16 protein-coding genes are annotated in these 15,899 nt (G+C 62.7%); all 16 read right to left on the bottom strand.

All coding sequences use genetic code 11. The annotated features are described in order from the left end of the window. Positions 1–8: 8 nt before the first annotated feature. Complete coding sequence (gene nuoN, locus IYY11_RS11240; RefSeq protein ID WP_196403940.1) at positions 9–1,442, bottom strand: NADH-quinone oxidoreductase subunit NuoN; 1,434 nt, start codon at positions 1,440–1,442, stop codon at positions 9–11. Positions 1,443–1,455: 13 nt separating this feature from the next. Next, a complete protein-coding gene (locus IYY11_RS11245) occupies positions 1,456–2,964 on the bottom strand; it encodes an NADH-quinone oxidoreductase subunit M (RefSeq protein WP_196403941.1) in 1,509 nt (502 codons plus the stop codon). Further along, entirely contained in the window at positions 2,964–5,021 is a 2,058-nt protein-coding gene (nuoL, locus tag IYY11_RS11250; protein ID WP_196403942.1) for an NADH-quinone oxidoreductase subunit L, read from the bottom strand. Before nuoL ends, IYY11_RS11245 begins: the two co-directional genes overlap by 1 nt. A gap of 8 nt (positions 5,022–5,029) precedes the next feature. Beyond that, a complete protein-coding gene (gene nuoK, locus IYY11_RS11255) occupies positions 5,030–5,341 on the bottom strand; it encodes an NADH-quinone oxidoreductase subunit NuoK (protein WP_409455244.1) in 312 nt (103 codons plus the stop codon). 11 nt (positions 5,342–5,352) lie between these two features. Further along, positions 5,353–5,955 carry an NADH-quinone oxidoreductase subunit J gene (locus IYY11_RS11260; RefSeq protein ID WP_123177172.1) on the bottom strand — a complete coding sequence of 201 codons (603 nt, stop codon included), beginning with the start codon at positions 5,953–5,955 and terminating at the stop codon, positions 5,353–5,355. A 109-nt stretch (positions 5,956–6,064) separates the two neighbouring features. Beyond that, entirely contained in the window at positions 6,065–6,553 is a 489-nt protein-coding gene (gene nuoI / locus IYY11_RS11265; protein ID WP_196403943.1) for an NADH-quinone oxidoreductase subunit NuoI, read from the bottom strand. Between the two features lie 7 nt (positions 6,554–6,560). Then, on the bottom strand, positions 6,561–7,613 hold the full coding sequence (gene nuoH, locus IYY11_RS11270; protein ID WP_210331315.1) for an NADH-quinone oxidoreductase subunit NuoH: 1,053 nt from the start codon (positions 7,611–7,613) through the stop codon (positions 6,561–6,563). Between the two features lie 5 nt (positions 7,614–7,618). Further along, a complete protein-coding gene (gene nuoG, locus IYY11_RS11275; RefSeq protein WP_196403944.1) occupies positions 7,619–9,679 on the bottom strand; it encodes an NADH-quinone oxidoreductase subunit NuoG in 2,061 nt (686 codons plus the stop codon). Then, positions 9,676–9,969: a hypothetical protein gene (locus tag IYY11_RS11280; protein ID WP_196403945.1), complete on the bottom strand. Its 294-nt coding sequence runs from the start codon at positions 9,967–9,969 to the stop codon at positions 9,676–9,678. Before IYY11_RS11280 ends, nuoG begins: the two co-directional genes overlap by 4 nt. A gap of 5 nt (positions 9,970–9,974) precedes the next feature. Continuing rightward, positions 9,975–11,279 (bottom strand): NADH-quinone oxidoreductase subunit NuoF, encoded by a 1,305-nt coding sequence (gene nuoF / locus IYY11_RS11285; RefSeq protein WP_196403946.1) that lies wholly within the window; start codon positions 11,277–11,279, stop codon positions 9,975–9,977. Positions 11,280–11,299: 20 nt separating this feature from the next. After that, on the bottom strand, positions 11,300–11,914 hold the full coding sequence (gene nuoE / locus IYY11_RS11290; RefSeq protein WP_196403947.1) for an NADH-quinone oxidoreductase subunit NuoE: 615 nt from the start codon (positions 11,912–11,914) through the stop codon (positions 11,300–11,302). Then, positions 11,914–13,134: an NADH-quinone oxidoreductase subunit D gene (locus IYY11_RS11295; protein WP_196403948.1), complete on the bottom strand. Its 1,221-nt coding sequence runs from the start codon at positions 13,132–13,134 to the stop codon at positions 11,914–11,916. The genes nuoE and IYY11_RS11295 overlap by 1 nt, the downstream gene beginning before the upstream one ends. A 10-nt stretch (positions 13,135–13,144) precedes the next feature. Continuing rightward, positions 13,145–13,747 (bottom strand): NADH-quinone oxidoreductase subunit C, encoded by a 603-nt coding sequence (locus IYY11_RS11300; protein ID WP_196403949.1) that lies wholly within the window; start codon positions 13,745–13,747, stop codon positions 13,145–13,147. A 160-nt stretch (positions 13,748–13,907) separates the two neighbouring features. Next, entirely contained in the window at positions 13,908–14,498 is a 591-nt protein-coding gene (locus IYY11_RS11305) for a NuoB/complex I 20 kDa subunit family protein (protein ID WP_018407003.1), read from the bottom strand. Continuing rightward, positions 14,489–14,851, bottom strand: coding sequence for an NADH-quinone oxidoreductase subunit A (locus tag IYY11_RS11310; protein WP_014891230.1), 363 nt, complete (start codon positions 14,849–14,851; stop codon positions 14,489–14,491). Before IYY11_RS11310 ends, IYY11_RS11305 begins: the two co-directional genes overlap by 10 nt. A gap of 184 nt (positions 14,852–15,035) precedes the next feature. Continuing rightward, positions 15,036–15,848 (bottom strand): ATP12 family chaperone protein, encoded by an 813-nt coding sequence (locus IYY11_RS11315; RefSeq protein ID WP_196403950.1) that lies wholly within the window; start codon positions 15,846–15,848, stop codon positions 15,036–15,038. Positions 15,849–15,899: the final 51 nt, after the last annotated feature.

A 15,899-nucleotide genomic window follows, 5' to 3' on the forward strand; every position in this document is an offset into this window, starting at 1 on the left:
TTACCTCCCTAGAAAAGCGACTTCGCCGCCGCCGCCGCCGCATCCATGACCGGGGAGGGATAGACCCAAAAGCCAAGCAGCGCCAGCGTGGACGCGGCAAGCACCGCGCGCAGCGCCATCGGCGCGCGGTCGAAGGCCGGCGCCGGCTCGTCGAAATACATGACCTTGACGACCCGCAGATAGTAATAGGCCGCGACCGCGCTCGCCAGGACGCCGATGACCGCGAGGCCAAAGAGGCCAGCGTCGACCGCGGCGAGGAGCACGTAATATTTGGCGAAAAAGCCCGCGAGCGGCGGAACGCCGGCAAGCGAGAACATCAGCATCGCCAGGAAGAAGGCCATCCAGCCATTGGTGCGCGACAGGCCGGCGAGGTCGGAGACATTCTCGACATATCTGCCTTCGACCCGCATCGCGAGAATGGCGGCGAAGGTCCCGAGCGTCATGATCAGATAGATCGTGAGGTAGATCGCGACGCCGCGCACGCCCGCCTCGTCGCCGGCGGCGAGTCCGATCAGCGCAAAACCCATATGGCCGATCGAGGAATAGGCCATCAGCCGCTTGATGTTCTCCTGCCCGATGGCCGCGAATGAGCCCAGCAGCATCGAAGCGATGGCGATGAAGATGATGATCTGGCGCCACTGGTCCTTCACGCCCGGGAAGGCGGTGATGACAATGCGCACGGTGATCGCCACCGCCGCCATTTTGGCGGCCGAAGCGAAGAAGGCGGTGACCGGCGTCGGCGCGCCCTGATAGACGTCGGGCGTCCACATATGGAACGGCGCCGCCGACATTTTGAAGGCCAGCGCCGCCAGGACGAAGACCAGCCCGAAGATCACCCCGATCGGCGGGGAGGTCGAGACGGCCGCCGCGATCCCGGCGAAAGACACCGTTCCGGCGAAGCCGTAGAGCAGCGACGCGCCGTAAAGCATCATGCCGGAAGAGAGCGCGCCGAGGACGAAATATTTTAAGCCGGCTTCCGACGATCGCCCGTCGTCGCGCGCAAAGGCGGCCATGACATAGAGCGCCAGCGACATCAGTTCGAGGCCGAGATAGAGCGCGATGAGATTATCGGCCGAAATCAGCAGCAACATGCCGAGCGTCGAAAGAATGATGAGCACCGGATACTCGAATTTCTCGAGCCCGTTGCGTTGTAGCCAGTCGACGGACAGCAGAATCGACACGATCGCGCCGATGAGCGTCAGCGCTTTCATGAAGCGCGAAAACCCGTCGTCGATATAGGCGCCGTCGAAGATGCTCGTGTCGGGCGTGCTCGACAGAGCGATCGCGACCAGGGCGAGGCCCAGAATGCCGACGGCCATTTCGTCGACAAGGCCAAAACCGCGCTCGCCGCGGAAGGCGCCGATGAGGATGAGCGCCATCACGCCGACGGCGAGAATCGTCTCGGGAAGAAAATGATGCGCGAGTTGAACGAAGAAGGGCATCGTCAGCGATCCGTCATTGGCCAGCGGCCGCGAGCTTAACCGCGTCGATGAGCGCCGTATGGGTCTGGATGAGATTGTCGACCGACGCCTGCGTCGCGTTCAAAATGGCCTGCGGCTGTATGCCGTAGTAAAGCGTGAGCAGAACAAGCGGCGTGAAGATCGCAATTTCGCGCGGCGTCAGATCGGCGATGTTCTTGAGGCTGGCCTTGTCCAAGACCCCGAAGATCACGCGTCGGTAGAGATAGAGCGCGTAAGCCGCAGACAAGACAACGCCGCTCGTCGCGATCAGCGCCACCCAGCTGTTCGCTTGGAACGCGCCGGTCAGCGACAGGAATTCGCCGATGAAGCCCGTCGTTCCCGGCAAGCCGACATTGGCCATGGTGAACAGCATGAACACGAAGGCGTAGAGCGGCATGCGGTTGACGAGGCCGCCATAGGCCGCGATCTCGCGCGTATGCATGCGGTCGTAGATCACGCCGACGCAAAGGAACAGCGCGCCGGCGACGAGGCCGTGCGAGATCATCTGGAAGATCGCGCCCTGCATGCCTTGAGCATTGAGCGTGAAGAGGCCCATCGTGACGAAGCCCATATGCGCGACGGACGAATAGGCGATGAGCTTCTTGATGTCTTCCTGAACCAGCGCGACGAGCGACGTGTAGACGATCGCGATCACGGACAGCGCATAGATGAGCGGCGCGAAATTGGTCGACGCGTCAGGAAACATCGGCAGCGAGAAGCGGATGAAACCGTAACCGCCCATCTTCAGGAGAATCGCCGCGAGGATCACGGAGCCGGCCGTCGGCGCCTCGACATGCGCGTCAGGCAGCCAGGTGTGCACCGGCCACATCGGCATCTTCACCGCGAAGGAGGCGAAGAAGGCCAGCCACAGCCAGGTCTGCATCTCCTTGGGGAAGTCGGTATGCAGCAGTACGGTGATGTCGGTCGTGCCGGCCTTGCCGTACATGGCGAGGATCGCGACCAGCATGAGGAGCGAGCCGACGAGCGTGTAGAGAAAGAATTTAAAGCTCGCGTAGACGCGCCGCTTGCCGCCCCAGATCCCGATGATGAGAAACATCGGAATAAGGCCGCCCTCGAAGAAGAGATAGAACAGCACGATGTCGAGCGCGCAGAAGACGCCGACCATCAGCGTCTCGAGCACCAGGAAGGCGATCATATATTCCTTCACGCGCTTCTGGATCGAGTCCCAGGAGGCGAGAATGGCGAAGGGCATCAGGAAGGTCGTCAGGAGAACGAAGGGCATCGAAAAGCCGTCGACGCCCAGCTTGTAGACCAGGCCCGAGCCAAGCCAGTTCTTCTGCTCCACGAACTGGAACGCCGCGCTCGTCGTATCGAAGCCGGACCAGATGTAAAGCGACAATGCGAAGGTCGCGAGCGTGGTCGCCAGCGTCGCCCATCGGATATTGCGCAGGCTCGCTGCATCGTCGCCCTTCTGCGTCAGCAGGAAGGCGACGCCGACGAGCGGCAGAAAGGTGACTCCGGAGAGAATGCCGAAACCAAACATCAGCGCAGCCCCCCGGCGATGAAGTATGTGACGACCGCCGCGACGCCGATGAGCATGGCGAAGGCGTAGTGATAGACGTAGCCGGTCTGCAAGCGCACCGCGAGCCTGGCGCCATCGGCGACCCGCGCCGCCACACCGTCAGGCCCGAGGCCGTCAATGATCGCGCCGTCGCCGCCCTTCCAGAACAGTCTGCCGAGAGCAAAGGCCGGCCGAACGAACAGGAAGTCGTAGAGCTCGTCGAAATACCATTTGTTGAGCAGGAACCGGTAAAGACGCGGGAAGGTCCTCGCCAGCGCCTGCGCGGTTCCCGGCTTCAGCACGTAGAAATAGAGCGCAACGACGAAGCCCAGAGCCATCACCACAGTCGGCGCCAGACCGACGCCGAGCGCCACGTCGTGGAACTCATGGATGATGTGATTGTCGCGGCCGGTGAAGAGAGCGCCTTTCCAGAATTCATCGTAATCATGGCCGATGAAGTATTTGCCGAAGACGATGCCCGCGCCGAGCGCGCCAAGGCCGAGCACCGCCAGCGGCGCCAGCATGACGATCGGCGACTCGTGCGGCGCGTGATGGCCATGGTCGTCGTGGCCATGGCCATGGTCATGGTCGTGCGAATGATCCTGATGGGTGTGATCGCCATCCGCATGGGCTAATTGCGCCGCCGTCGGCTCCTCATCCGCATGGTCCGATTGAACAGCATGGGCCTTACGGGCGCCAAAGAAGGTCATGAACACCAGCCGCCAGGAATAGAAGGAGGTCAGGCCGGCGGCGGCCACGGTCGCGATAAAGGCGAACATCGCCACGTGATGATGTTCGCTCGCTGCGTAGGCCGCTTCGATGATCGCGTCCTTGGAATAGAAACCGGCGGTGAACGGGAAGCCCGTGAGCGCGAGCGTGCCGATGATCATCATCGCGAAGGTGAAGGGAATATCCTTACGCAGCCCGCCCATGTTGCGCATGTCCTGCTCGTGATGCATGGCGTGGATCACGGAGCCCGCACCCAGGAAGAGCAGCGCCTTGAAGAAGGCGTGGGTGAAAAGATGATAGACGCCGATGCTATAGGCGCCGACGCCTTCCGCAACGAACATATAGCCGAGCTGCGAGCAGGTCGAATAGGCGATGACGCGCTTGATGTCGTTTTGCACAAGGCCGACCGTCGCGGCGAAAATCGCCGTGACCGCCCCAACCAGAGTCACGAATTCAAGCGTCGTGGGCGCGTATTCGAAAATCGGCGAAAGGCGCGCCACCATGAAGACGCCGGCCGTCACCATCGTCGCGGCGTGAATGAGCGCCGAGACGGGCGTCGGGCCTTCCATCGCGTCCGGCAGCCAGGTGTGCAGCAGGAATTGCGCCGACTTGCCCATCGCGCCGATGAAGAGCAGGAAGGTGGCGAGCGTCAGCGCGTCGAGATCCATGCCGAAGACATGGATCGTCTTGCCGGCAAGCCCCGGGACGGCGGCGAAGACCTCCTCAAAGCCAAGCGACTTCGTCAGCTGGAAGACGAGGAAAATCCCGAGCGCGAAACCAAAGTCGCCGACGCGGTTGACGACGAAGGCCTTGATCGCGGCGGCGTTGGCGGAGGGCTTTTGATACCAGAAGCCGATGAGCAGATAGGACGCGAGACCGACGCCCTCCCAGCCAAAGAACATCTGCACGAGATTGTCGGCCGTCACCAACATCAGCATGGCGAAGGTGAACAGCGACAAATAAGCGAAGAAGCGCGGGCGATCCGGATCCTCGTGCATGTAGCCGATCGAATAAAGATGCACGAGGCTCGACACCGTGTTGACGACGACGAGCATCACCGCCGTCAGCGTGTCGACCCGCAGCGCCCAATCGACCTTGAGGTCGCCCACGGTCATCCAATTGCCGATGATCGGCGCATAGCCGTGATTGTGTCCGAGCGCGACGTCAAAGAAGACGATCCACGACAGCACGGCGCAGATCATCAAGAAGCCCGTCGTGACGAGTTCCGAGGCGCGCACCCCGATCCAAGGTCCGAGCGCGCCTGCGATCAGAAAGCCGACAAGCGGAAGAAAGACGATGGCGTAAATCATCGCTGGGGTCAGCCCTTCAAGGAATTGATGTCTTCGACGGCGATCGTGCCGCGGTTGCGATAGAAGGTGACGAGAATCGCGAGGCCGATCGCCGCTTCCGCCGCCGCCACGGTGAGCACGAAGAGCGCGAACACCTGACCCGTCAAATCGGCGAGCGACTGCGAGAAGGCGACGAAGTTCAGTTTGACCGCGAGCAGGATCAGCTCAACCGACATGAGAATGACGATGATGTTCTTGCGGTTGAGGATGATGCCGGCGACGCCGAGCGTGAACAGGACCGCTGCGACGACGAGGTAATGCGTAAGGCCGATGGTCAGCATGGATGTCCTCGTTAGACGCCGGTCCGGAACGGAACTTTCTTGATCTCGATCACATTTTCGCGCGTGCGCGCGTTCTGCTCGTCGATCTTCTGCCGTTTGATGTTGGGCTTGTGATGGAGCGTCAGCACGATGGCGCCGATCATGGCGGTGAGCAGCACAAGCGCCGACGCCTGAAAGAAAATCACATATTTCGTATAGAGGATTTGGCCGAGCGCCGCGGTGTTGCTCATTTGCGGAATGATCGGATTGGCGGCGGCGTCCGCGGCCGAGGGCGCCGAACTCCAGCCGAGCGCCACGAAACCCAATTCCGCAAGGACGACGACGCCGACTCCGACGCCAACGGGAAGATATTTGGCGAACCCCTGCTTCAGCTCGGCGAAATCGACGTCGAGCATCATGACGACGAACAGGAACAGCACCGCGACCGCGCCGACATAGACGACGATCAGGATCATCGCCAGGAATTCCGCGCCGGCGAGCAGAAACAACCCCGCGCCATTGCAGAAGGCGAGGATGAGAAAGAGCACCGAGTGCACCGGATTGCGCGCGAAGATCACGACGCCGGCCGAGGCGATCATGATCGTCGCGAAGAGATAGAAAAATACGGCCTGCACGTTCTTCGTCCTCTCGAGCGCTGCGCTTTCGCGCCGCTCACATGCGAGCCTGGAGGCTCGCGGTCCAATTCCTGCCCTGGACCGCGAGCCTCCAGGCTCGCAAATCCAATTACCTGTACTGCGCGTCGATCGCGATATTGCGCGCGATCTCGCGCTCCCAGCGGTCGCCGTTCTCGAGCAGACGATCTTTGTTGTAGTAAAGCTCCTCGCGGGTCTCGACCGAGAATTCCGAATTGGGCCCCTCAACGATGGCGTCGACCGGGCAGGCCTCCTGGCAGTAGCCGCAATAGATGCATTTGACCATGTCGATGTCGTAGCGCGTCGTGCGGCGGGTGCCGTCGTTACGGCGCGGTCCGGCTTCGATGGTGATCGCCTGCGCAGGACAGATCGCCTCGCACAGCTTGCAGGCGATGCAGCGCTCCTCACCATTGGGGTAGCGGCGCAGCGCATGCTCGCCGCGGTAGCGCGGCGACTGCGGATTCTTTTCGTGCGGATAGTTGAGCGTCGCCTTCGGCTTGAAGAAGTAGCGCATCGACAGCAGGAATGCGCCGACGAATTCGGTGAGGAAGAGCGACTTGGCGGCTTGATCGAGTTTCATGACGGCCTCAACTGCCTGCCGGTCCCGCCGGCCAGAACTGCAGCACGGCGGCGACGATGACGACCATGGCGAGGGAGATCGGCAGGAAGACTTTCCAGCCCAGACGCATCAGCTGATCGTAGCGATAGCGCGGCACGAAAGCCTTCACCATGGCGAAGAAGAAGAAGAAGAAGCTCACCTTCAGCGTGAACCAGATCACGCCTGGCACGTAGGTGAATGGCGCGATTTTGATCGGCGGCAGCCAGCCGCCAAAGAACAGGATCGTCAGCAGCGCGCACATGGTGACGATCGCCACATATTCGGCGAGCATGAACAGAACGTAGGGCGTCGCAGAATATTCGATCATGAAGCCGGCGACGAGCTCCGACTCCGCCTCGACGAGATCGAACGGCGGACGATTGGTCTCGGCGAGCGCCGAAACGAAGAAGATGACGAACATCGGGAAGAGCCGCAGCCAATACCAGCCGGCCATGCCGTAGGACGTATCCTGCGCGTTGACGATGTCGGTCAGATTGAGCGAGCCGGCGCAGAGCAGCACCGTGATGATGACGAAGCCGATCGAGACTTCGTAGGACACCATCTGCGCCGCCGAGCGCAGCGCCGACAGGAACGGATATTTCGAGTTCGACGCCCAGCCGCCCATGATGACGCCGTAAACGCCGAGCGAGGACAGTGCGAATATGTAGAGGATGCCGACGTTGATGTCGCCGACCGCCCAGCCGTCAGCGACCGGAATGACGGCCCAGGCGGCGATCGAGAGCGTCGCCATGATGAAGGGCGCGAACAGGAAAACGCCCTTGTTGGCGACGTCCGGAATCACCGGCTCCTTGAGCGCGAACTTGAGAAAGTCCGCGAAGCTCTGCAGCAGCCCCCAGGGCCCGACGACATTCGGTCCGCGGCGCAATTGCACCGCCGCCCAGATTTTACGGTCCGCGAGGATCACATAGGCCACGTAGATCAGCAACGCGACCGCGAGCAAAACGCTCTTCACGAGCGCGAGAACAAGCGGATACGCGATGAAGAAATCCGAAATGGCGCTCGCCCAACCGTTCACGTCCAAAGCTCCTATTCCGCCGCCTGAGCAAGCCGGCCCTGCGCCAGCGCCGAACATTCCGCCATGACCGCCGAGGCGCGGGCGATCGGATTTGTGAAGTAGAAGTTTTGGATTGCCGGCGCGAAGGAATCCTTCATCGCCACGGCCGGATGATTGGCGAGCGCGACGACCTGCGCGGCCTCGCCGGGCGCAATCTCATCCAGTTCCGCAAAATGCGGGTGGGACTCGATGAGCAGCCGGCGCAACGCCGCAAGCGAGTCGAAGGGCAGCGGAGCGCCGAGCGCGCCGGAAAGCGCACGCAACACCGCCCAATCTTCTCGCGCTTCTCCGGGCGGGAAGACGACGCGGAAGGCGCGCTGCACGCGGCCTTCCGTGTTGACGTAAAGCCCGGACTTTTCCGTATAGGCGGCGCCGGGCAGGATCACATCGGCGCGATGCGCGCCGCGATCGCCATGCGTGCCGATGTAAACCACAAAGGCGCCGGGTTCGATGGCGATTTCGTCGGCCCCGAGGTTGAAGATGAGATCGAGCGCGCCGGCCTTCGCCATCGCGCGCGCATCCAATCCGCCGGCGCCCGGCGTGAAGCCGAGATCGAGCGCGCCGACGCGCGCGGCCGCCGTATGCAGGACCGAGAAGCCGTTCCAGCCGTCGCCGAGACCGCCGAGCCTTTGCGCGGCCTGAGCGGCGAGCGTGAGCGCCGCCTCCCCGTCGTCACGCGACAGAGCGCCCTGCCCGACGATGACCAGCAGCTTTTCAGCCGGCTTTGCGGAGCGGATGAACTGCAACAGCGATTCCGGTCCGGCCCCGAGATAGTCGTAGTCGTAGGTGAGATCGGCGCGCTCGCCGACAAGCGAGATCTTGAAGTCGCCTCTGAGCCAGCGCTTGCGGAGTCGCGCATTGAGAACAGGCGCTTCCTTGCGCGGATTGGCGCCGATGATGAGCGCGGCGCCCGCCTGCTCGATCCCCGCGACCGTCGCGTTGAAGAGATATGAAGCCCGACCGAATTTCGGATCGAGTTTGGCGCCGTCCTGACGGCAATCGAGATTGGGCGTTCCAAGCTGCTCGGCGAGAAGCTTCAGCGCATAGGTCTCTTCGACCGCGGCGAGATCGCCGACGAGCGCGCCGATGCGCGACGCGGACGTCGCCTTCGTCTTGGCGGCGACGGCGGCGAGCGCCTCCTGCCAGGAGGCCGGGCGCAACCGGCCATTCTCGCGGATATAGGGGCGATCAAGGCGCTGCGTCTTGAGACCGTCGACGATCTGGCGCGTCTTGTCGGAAATCCACTCTTCATTCACGAGGTCGTTGATGCGCGGCAGAATGCGCATGACTTCACGGCCGCGCGAGTCGACGCGGATCGCCGAGCCAAGCGCGTCCATCACGTCGATCGTCTCGGTCTTCTGATATTCCCAGGGACGGCCACGGAAGCTTTGCGGCTTGGGCAGCAGCGCGCCGACCGGACAAAGATCCGCGACATTGCCCTGCAGCTCCGAGGTCATCGCGCTTTCGAGATAGGTGGTGATCTCCATATCTTCGCCGCGGCCGATCGCGCCCATGTCGCCCGTGCCGGCGACCTCCGCCGTGAAGCGGACGCAACGCGTGCAATGGATGCAGCGGTTCATCTCGGTCTTGACCAGGACGCCGATATATTTGTCCTCGACCGCGCGCTTGTTTTCATGAAAACGCGAGCTGTCGACGCCAAAGACCAGCGCCTGATCCTGCAGATCGCATTCGCCGCCCTGATCGCAGATCGGGCAATCCAGCGGATGGTTGATCAGCAGGAACTCCATCACCCCTTCGCGCGCCTTCTTCACCATCGGCGACTTGGTGAGCACTTCCGGCGGCGCGCCGTTCGGACCCGGGCGCAAATCCTTCACCGACATGGCGCATGACGCCTGTGGCTTCGGCGGCCCGCCCTTCACCTCGACGAGGCACATGCGGCAATTGCCGGCGATCGACAGGCGTTCGTGATAGCAAAAGCGCGGAATCTCGGCGCCGGCCTGCTCGCAGGCCTGCAGCAGCGTGAACTCTCCGGGCACGTCCACTTCGACGCCATCGACGAGAATCTTGGTCACTTCGCCTTCTCCAACTTCTCGACGCGTTCGGTCAGCTCCGCCAGGCGAACCTCGATTTTCTTGTGCTTTTCATCCGCGTTCACTGCAAAGCCGAGCGCGGTCATCATCGCTTCGCGAAGCGTCTCGACCCGCCCTTCGATAAAGTCGAAACGCAGGGTATGCGTGTCCTGCACATTGCGAACGGACCGAATGTCGTTTTGAACCCCACGAACGCCTTCACGAAGGTCCGCGATGTCCCCGCGCATCCCGCGCAGCAACTCAAGAACGAGATTGTCGGGCTCTTGGGCCATGATTCTCACTCGGCCGCCACGCGGATCGGATCGGGATGCGGATTGGCCGCATATTGATCGATGCGCTTCTCGATCACGTCGCGGAAGTGCGTAATGAGTCCCTGGACCGGCCAGGCCGCGGCGTCGCCAAGCGCGCAGATCGTGTGGCCCTCGATCTGCTTCGAGACGTCGAACAGCATGTCGATTTCTCGTCTGTGCGCGCGGCCTTCGACCATGCGCTGCAAAACGCGCCACATCCAGCCGGTGCCCTCGCGGCAGGGCGTGCACTGACCGCAGCTTTCGTGCTTGTAAAAGTAAGAGAGACGCGCGATGGCGCGGATGATGTCGGTGGACTTGTCCATCACGATCACCGCCGCCGTGCCAAGGCCGGACTTCAGCGCCACGAGGCTGTCGAAATCCATCGGGCAATCGACGATCTCGTGCGAGGGCACGCAGCGCACCGATGAGCCGCCGGGAATGACCGCGAGCAGATTGTCCCAGCCGCCGCGCACGCCGCCGCAATGCGTCTCGATCAGTTCACGGAACGAGATCGACATCGCTTCTTCGACATTGCACGGCCGATTGACGTGGCCGGAAATCGAAAAGAGCTTGGTGCCGGCGTTGTTGGGTCTGCCGATGCCGGCGAACCAGGCGGCGCCGCGGCGCAGGATGGTCGGCGCGACGGCGATCGACTCGACGTTATTGACCGTCGTCGGGCAGCCATAGAGGCCGACATTGGCCGGGAATGGCGGCTTTAAGCGCGGCATGCCCTTCTTGCCTTCGAGGCTTTCGAGCAGCGCGGTCTCTTCGCCGCAGATATATGCGCCCGCGCCATGATGAACGTAGAGGTCGAACGGATAGCCGTGGATGTTGTTCTTGCCGATCAGCCGCGCTTCATAGGCTTCGTCGACGGCTTTCTGCAGCGCGATGCGCTCGGCGATGAACTCGCCGCGAATGTAAATGTAACAGGCATGCGCGCCCATGGCGAAGCTCGCGATGAGCGCGCCTTCGACCAGCGTATGCGGATCGTTGCGCATGATTTCGCGATCCTTGCACGTGCCGGGCTCCGACTCGTCGGCGTTGATGACGAGATAATGCGGCCGCTTGGGATCGATTTCCTTGGGCATGAAGGACCATTTCAGGCCCGTCGAAAACCCGGCGCCGCCACGCCCGCGCAGACCCGACGCCTTGATCTCATTGATGATCGAGTCGCGGCCCTTGTCGAGCAGCGCCTTGGTGTTGTCCCACTGCCCGCGCTTTCGCGCGCCGGCAAGCGATCTGTCGCCCAGGCCATAAAGATTGGTGAAGATACGATCTGCGTCGGAAAGCATGGTTTTTCCTCTTCCCTCCGCTACTTCGCGCCGTCGCCGTAAAGCGAGGTCAGGCTCGTGAGCATGCCGACCGGCTCCGAAGAGACGCGCCCAATTTGCGAGCCGATCTTCACCGGTCGACCCGCGGCGAGATTGTCGAGAAGCTTCTCGAAATTCTCGGCGGTCAGATCCTCGTAATAGTCGTCGTTGATCTGCACCATCGGCGCGTTGCAGCACGCGCCGAGGCACTCGACCTCGAGCCAGGAAAACAGCCCATCGTCGGTCACGCGCCGCTGAGGGCCCACCCGGCGATGCAGCACGTCAATGATCTCATCCGAGCCGGCGAGCAGGCACGGCGTCGTGCCGCAAAGCTGGATGAAATATTTGCCGACGGGCTCGAGGTTGAACATCGAATAGAAGGTCGCGATTTCGAGCACGCGAATCTTCGCCATGCCGAGCGCGTCCGCGACTTTTTCGATCGCCGCCTGCGACAGCCAATTGTCATGCTGCTTTTGCGCCTGCCACAACGCCGGCACGACCATCGAGGCCTGGCGGCCGTCGGGATATTTGGCGATCTGATGCTCGAGCCACGCCTTGTTCTCGGGCGTGAATTCGAAACTCTCTGTCTGTTTTTCGGCGAGACGACGGACGGACATTAGCGATCGACCTCCCCGAACACGATATCGAGCGAACCCAGAATCGCCGAGACGTCGGCGAGCATGTGGTTCTTGCAGAGAAAATCCATGGCGGACAAATGCGCGAAGCCCGGCGCGCGAATCTTGCAGCGATAGGGCTTGTCGCCGCCATCAGACACGAGATAGACGCCGAACTCGCCCTTGGGCGCTTCGACCGCGGCGTAGACCTCGCCCTGCGGCACGTGGAAGCCTTCGGTGAAGAGCTTGAAGTGATGGATCAAGGCTTCCATCGAACGCTTCATCTCGCCGCGCGAGGGCGGCGTGATCTTATGATTGGGCGCCATCACCGGGCCGCGGTTTTCGGCGCGCATGAGCTTTTCGACGCATTGCTTCATGATCGAGGTCGACTGCCGCATCTCCTCCATGCGGATCACGGCGCGGTCGTAGCAATCGCCGTGTTTGCCGACCGGGATGTCGAACTCCATCTCCTCGTAGCATTCGTAAGGCTGCGCCTTGCGCAGATCCCAGGCGGCGCCCGAGCCGCGCACCATCACCCCCGAGAAGCCCCATTTCCAGGCGTCTTCGAGAGAGATGACGCCGATGTCGACGTTGCGCTGCTTGAAGATACGGTTGCCGATGAAGAGCGTATCGAGATCTTCGAGGACCTTGAGGAACGGATCGCAAAACGCGCCGATATCCTCGACGAGCTGGTCGGGCAAATCGCGCGCGACGCCGCCGGGCCGGAAATAATTTGCGTGCATGCGCGCGCCCGAGGCGCGCTCGTAGAACACCATCAGCTTCTCGCGCTCTTCATAACCCCACAACGGCGGGGTGAGCGCGCCAACGTCCATCGCCTGCGAAGTGACGTTGAGCAGATGCGAGAGCAGCCGGCCGATTTCGGCGTAAAGCACGCGAATGAGCTGGCCGCGGCGCGGAACCTCGACGCCGAGCAGGCGCTCGATCGCGAGACAGAAGGCGTGCTCCTGATTCATCGGCGCGCAATAGTCGAGCCGATCGAAATAGGGCACGTTCTGCAGATAGGTGCGCGACTCCATCAGCTTTTCGGTGCCGCGATGCAGGAAGCCCACATGCGGATCGACGCGCTCGACGACTTCGCCGTCGAGCTCGAGGATCAGGCGCAGCACGCCATGCGCCGCCGGATGCTGCGGTCCGAAGTTGATGTTGAAGTTGCGCAAGCCTTGCGATTCGGGCTTCGCTGGCGCGGGGGTTTGATCGTTCATCTCGACGCGCTCACTTGCTCGCCTTCTCGTCGCCGGGAAGGTCGTAATGCACGCCCTCCCACGGCGAGAGGAAATCGAAATTGCGGTATTCCTGGCTGAGCCGAACGGGCTCATAGACGACGCGCTTCTGCTCGTCGTCGTAGCGCACCTCGACGAAGCCCGTCATCGGGAAGTCCTTGCGCAGCGGATGACCGTCGAAGCCGTAGTCGGTCATGATGCGGCGCAGATCGGGATGGCCGGAAAAGATCACGCCGAAGAGATCGTAAGTCTCGCGCTCGAACCAGTCCGCGCCGGGATAGAGCGTGACGAGCGAGGCGACAGGCGTTTCTTCCGACGCCGGCGTCTTGATGCGGATACGGCGGTTGTGTTTAGGCGAGAGGAAATGCGCGACGACCTCGAAACGCTCGGCCCGCTGCGGGTAATCCGCCGCCGTCACGTCGATGAAGCACGAGAAAAGGCAGTCGGGACTGTCGCGCAGATGGGCGGCGACCTCAAGCCAGCGGTCGCGCACGACGGTCAGCGTCAGTTCGCCATAGGCGACCTTCAGCTCCGTCACCGCGCCGGGCAAGGCGCCGCTGATTTTAGCGCCGAGAGCTTCCAACTCAGCCGACATTCTAAATTCCTTGGCCTGCCGCCATTCCCTCGTCCTTCGAGACGGCGGCTGCGCCGCCTCCTCAGGATGAGCGAATTGCTTGACCCGACCTCATCTTGAGGAGCCCGCGCAAGCGGGCGTCTCGAAGGACGAGGGCGGACAACTCCTCAGTTTCGCGTCGTTAGCGCTCGATCGTGCCCGTGCGCCGAATTTTCTTCTGCAACAGCAGCATGCCGTAGACGAGCGCCTCCGCCGAAGGCGGGCATCCCGGCACGTAGATGTCGACCGGAATGATGCGATCGCAGCCGCGCACCACCGAATAGGAATAGTGGTAGTAGCCGCCGCCGTTGGCGCAGGAGCCCATCGAGATCACGTAACGCGGCTCCGGCATCTGGTCGTAGACCTTGCGCATCGCCGGCGCCATTTTGTTCGTCAGCGTGCCGGCGATGATGATGCAGTCGGACTGGCGCGGGCTTGCGCGCGGCGCAAATCCGAAGCGCTCCAGATCATAGCGCGGCATCGCCGCCTGGATCATCTCGACGGCGCAGCAGGCGAGACCGAACGTCATCCACATCAGCGAGCCGGTGCGCGCCCAATTGATGACGTCGTCCGTGGCGGTGACGAAAAATCCCTTGTCGGCGAGTTCGTCGTTGAGATGCAGAAAGAACGGGTCGTCCGAGCCGACAGGCTTGCCGGTGCGCGGATCGATCAGTCCCTTGGGCTGCGGCGCGATCAGAGTCTGGCGCACGCCTTCCTTTTCGATCAGTCCCATTCCAGAGCTCCCTTGCGCCACTCGTAGACGAAGCCGACGGTGAGCACGCCAAGGAAGGCCATCATCGACCAGAAGCCGAAGGCGCCCGCTTCCTTGAAGGCCACCGCCCAGGGAAAGAGAAAGGCCACTTCAAGATCGAAAACGATGAAAAGCAGAGAGACGAGATAGAAGCGCACGTCGAATTTCATGCGCGCGTCATTGAAGGGATTGAAGCCGCATTCATAGGCGGAGAGCTTTTCGGGGTCCGGCGCCTTGAACGCAAGCAGGAAGGGCGCAACGAGCAATGCGCCGGCAATCACGGCCGAAAGGGCGATGAAGATCACCAGCGGCAGATATTGTTCGAGCAGCGGCATGAGTCTGGTCCGACTTCGGCGGGGCGAGGGCCGGTCGCGGGAGCGTTTCCTTGGCGTTATTCCTTAGAACGACTCCAGGCCGCGCGTTCCGTAACAAAGGCCATTGTGCAAAGCAAGAGAGGAAGCGCGCCGTCGGCAAATTGGCCGCAGCCTTTTGGCGAGGCGCCTCTACATTGCGCGTCAGTCAGTCAGGAGCGGAATGGCGCGCCACAGTCGCCGCGGCCTCGAATTCCTGACAGCGTGCTGACCGCCGGGCTATGGCTTCGGCGTCTTCGCCCCAGGCGCGCATCTGCCAGTCTTCATCGACATTGGCCGCCTCCCAGGCCTTGCCCGCGTCTATTTCGTGTCGGGCGGCGGCAAGCGCAAGGACCGCAGAGCCCGATAGCGTCGTCATGACGTGCAGCGCCGCGAGCCTGAGCGGCGCCCCGGCGCCCTCTCCCACATAATCGCGCACGGCGCGCGCAAACGCGTCGAGCGCCTCCTGCGGCTGTTCGATGAACATGACGCCTTCGGCGAGCGCGAGCTTGGCGCCAAGCTTCTCGCGCGCGAAGGCGACGAGCGGGTCCCAGGCCGAGGATTGCGCCGCCGCCAGGCTCTCCGGCTGGCCGGCGCGGTAGCAGATGAGGTCGGAGGCGGCATATTTGACGACGTCGGCTTCGACCTCGGCCATTTGCGCCGCCACGCCGTCGAGCGCGGCGTTCATCAGCTTGGTGAGCGGCATCGTCGCCGGATCGATGGTTTCGCCCTGTTTCGCCCATTCGGCGGCGAGCGCGTCCGCCAGCGGCTGCGCGGGCGCGGCCAGCGGCCGCCTAGCCGGCGTGTTGACCGGCCGACCGTCAAGGAAAATCCCGTAGCCGCCCTCGACGGGGGCCGCGACCGCTTCCTTATAGAAGCGCTTCGGCAAGGGGCGCGCCGGATCACGCGCGGCCTTCACCGGATCGCGCTCCTCCGGGGGAACGAAGAAATCGGCCTCGAGTCCGGTCGGCTGCTTTGACATTTGTCATTCCTCGCCTGAGGCGCCCCAAGGAAACGCCGCCGCCCGGCCGGG

Source organism: Methylocystis sp. H62 (assembly GCF_015709515.1).
In the GTDB taxonomy this organism is placed as follows: Bacteria; Pseudomonadota; Alphaproteobacteria; order Rhizobiales; family Beijerinckiaceae; genus Methylocystis.

Excerpts from the sequence above, each read along its gene's own strand:
- nuoK (WP_409455244.1), bottom strand. The coding sequence starts at position 5,341 with ATGCTGACCATCGGCCTTACGCATTACCTCGTCGTCGCAGCGGTCCTG.
- IYY11_RS11300 (WP_196403949.1), bottom strand. The coding sequence starts at position 13,747 with ATGTCGGCTGAGTTGGAAGCTCTCGGCGCTAAAATCAGCGGCGCCTTG.
- IYY11_RS11310 (WP_014891230.1), bottom strand. The coding sequence starts at position 14,851 with ATGCCGCTGCTCGAACAATATCTGCCGCTGGTGATCTTCATCGCCCTT.
- nuoE (WP_196403947.1), bottom strand. The coding sequence starts at position 11,914 with ATGTCCGTCCGTCGTCTCGCCGAAAAACAGACAGAGAGTTTCGAATTC.
- IYY11_RS11315 (WP_196403950.1), bottom strand. The coding sequence starts at position 15,848 with ATGTCAAAGCAGCCGACCGGACTCGAGGCCGATTTCTTCGTTCCCCCG.
- IYY11_RS11245 (WP_196403941.1), bottom strand. The coding sequence starts at position 2,964 with ATGTTTGGTTTCGGCATTCTCTCCGGAGTCACCTTTCTGCCGCTCGTC.
- IYY11_RS11280 (WP_196403945.1), bottom strand. The coding sequence starts at position 9,969 with ATGGCCCAAGAGCCCGACAATCTCGTTCTTGAGTTGCTGCGCGGGATG.
- nuoI (WP_196403943.1), bottom strand. The coding sequence starts at position 6,553 with ATGAAACTCGATCAAGCCGCCAAGTCGCTCTTCCTCACCGAATTCGTC.
- nuoF (WP_196403946.1), bottom strand. The coding sequence starts at position 11,279 with ATGCTTTCCGACGCAGATCGTATCTTCACCAATCTTTATGGCCTGGGC.
- nuoN (WP_196403940.1), bottom strand. The coding sequence starts at position 1,442 with ATGCCCTTCTTCGTTCAACTCGCGCATCATTTTCTTCCCGAGACGATT.
- IYY11_RS11305 (WP_018407003.1), bottom strand. The coding sequence starts at position 14,498 with ATGGGACTGATCGAAAAGGAAGGCGTGCGCCAGACTCTGATCGCGCCG.
- IYY11_RS11295 (WP_196403948.1), bottom strand. The coding sequence starts at position 13,134 with ATGAACGATCAAACCCCCGCGCCAGCGAAGCCCGAATCGCAAGGCTTG.
- nuoL (WP_196403942.1), bottom strand. The coding sequence starts at position 5,021 with ATGATTTACGCCATCGTCTTTCTTCCGCTTGTCGGCTTTCTGATCGCA.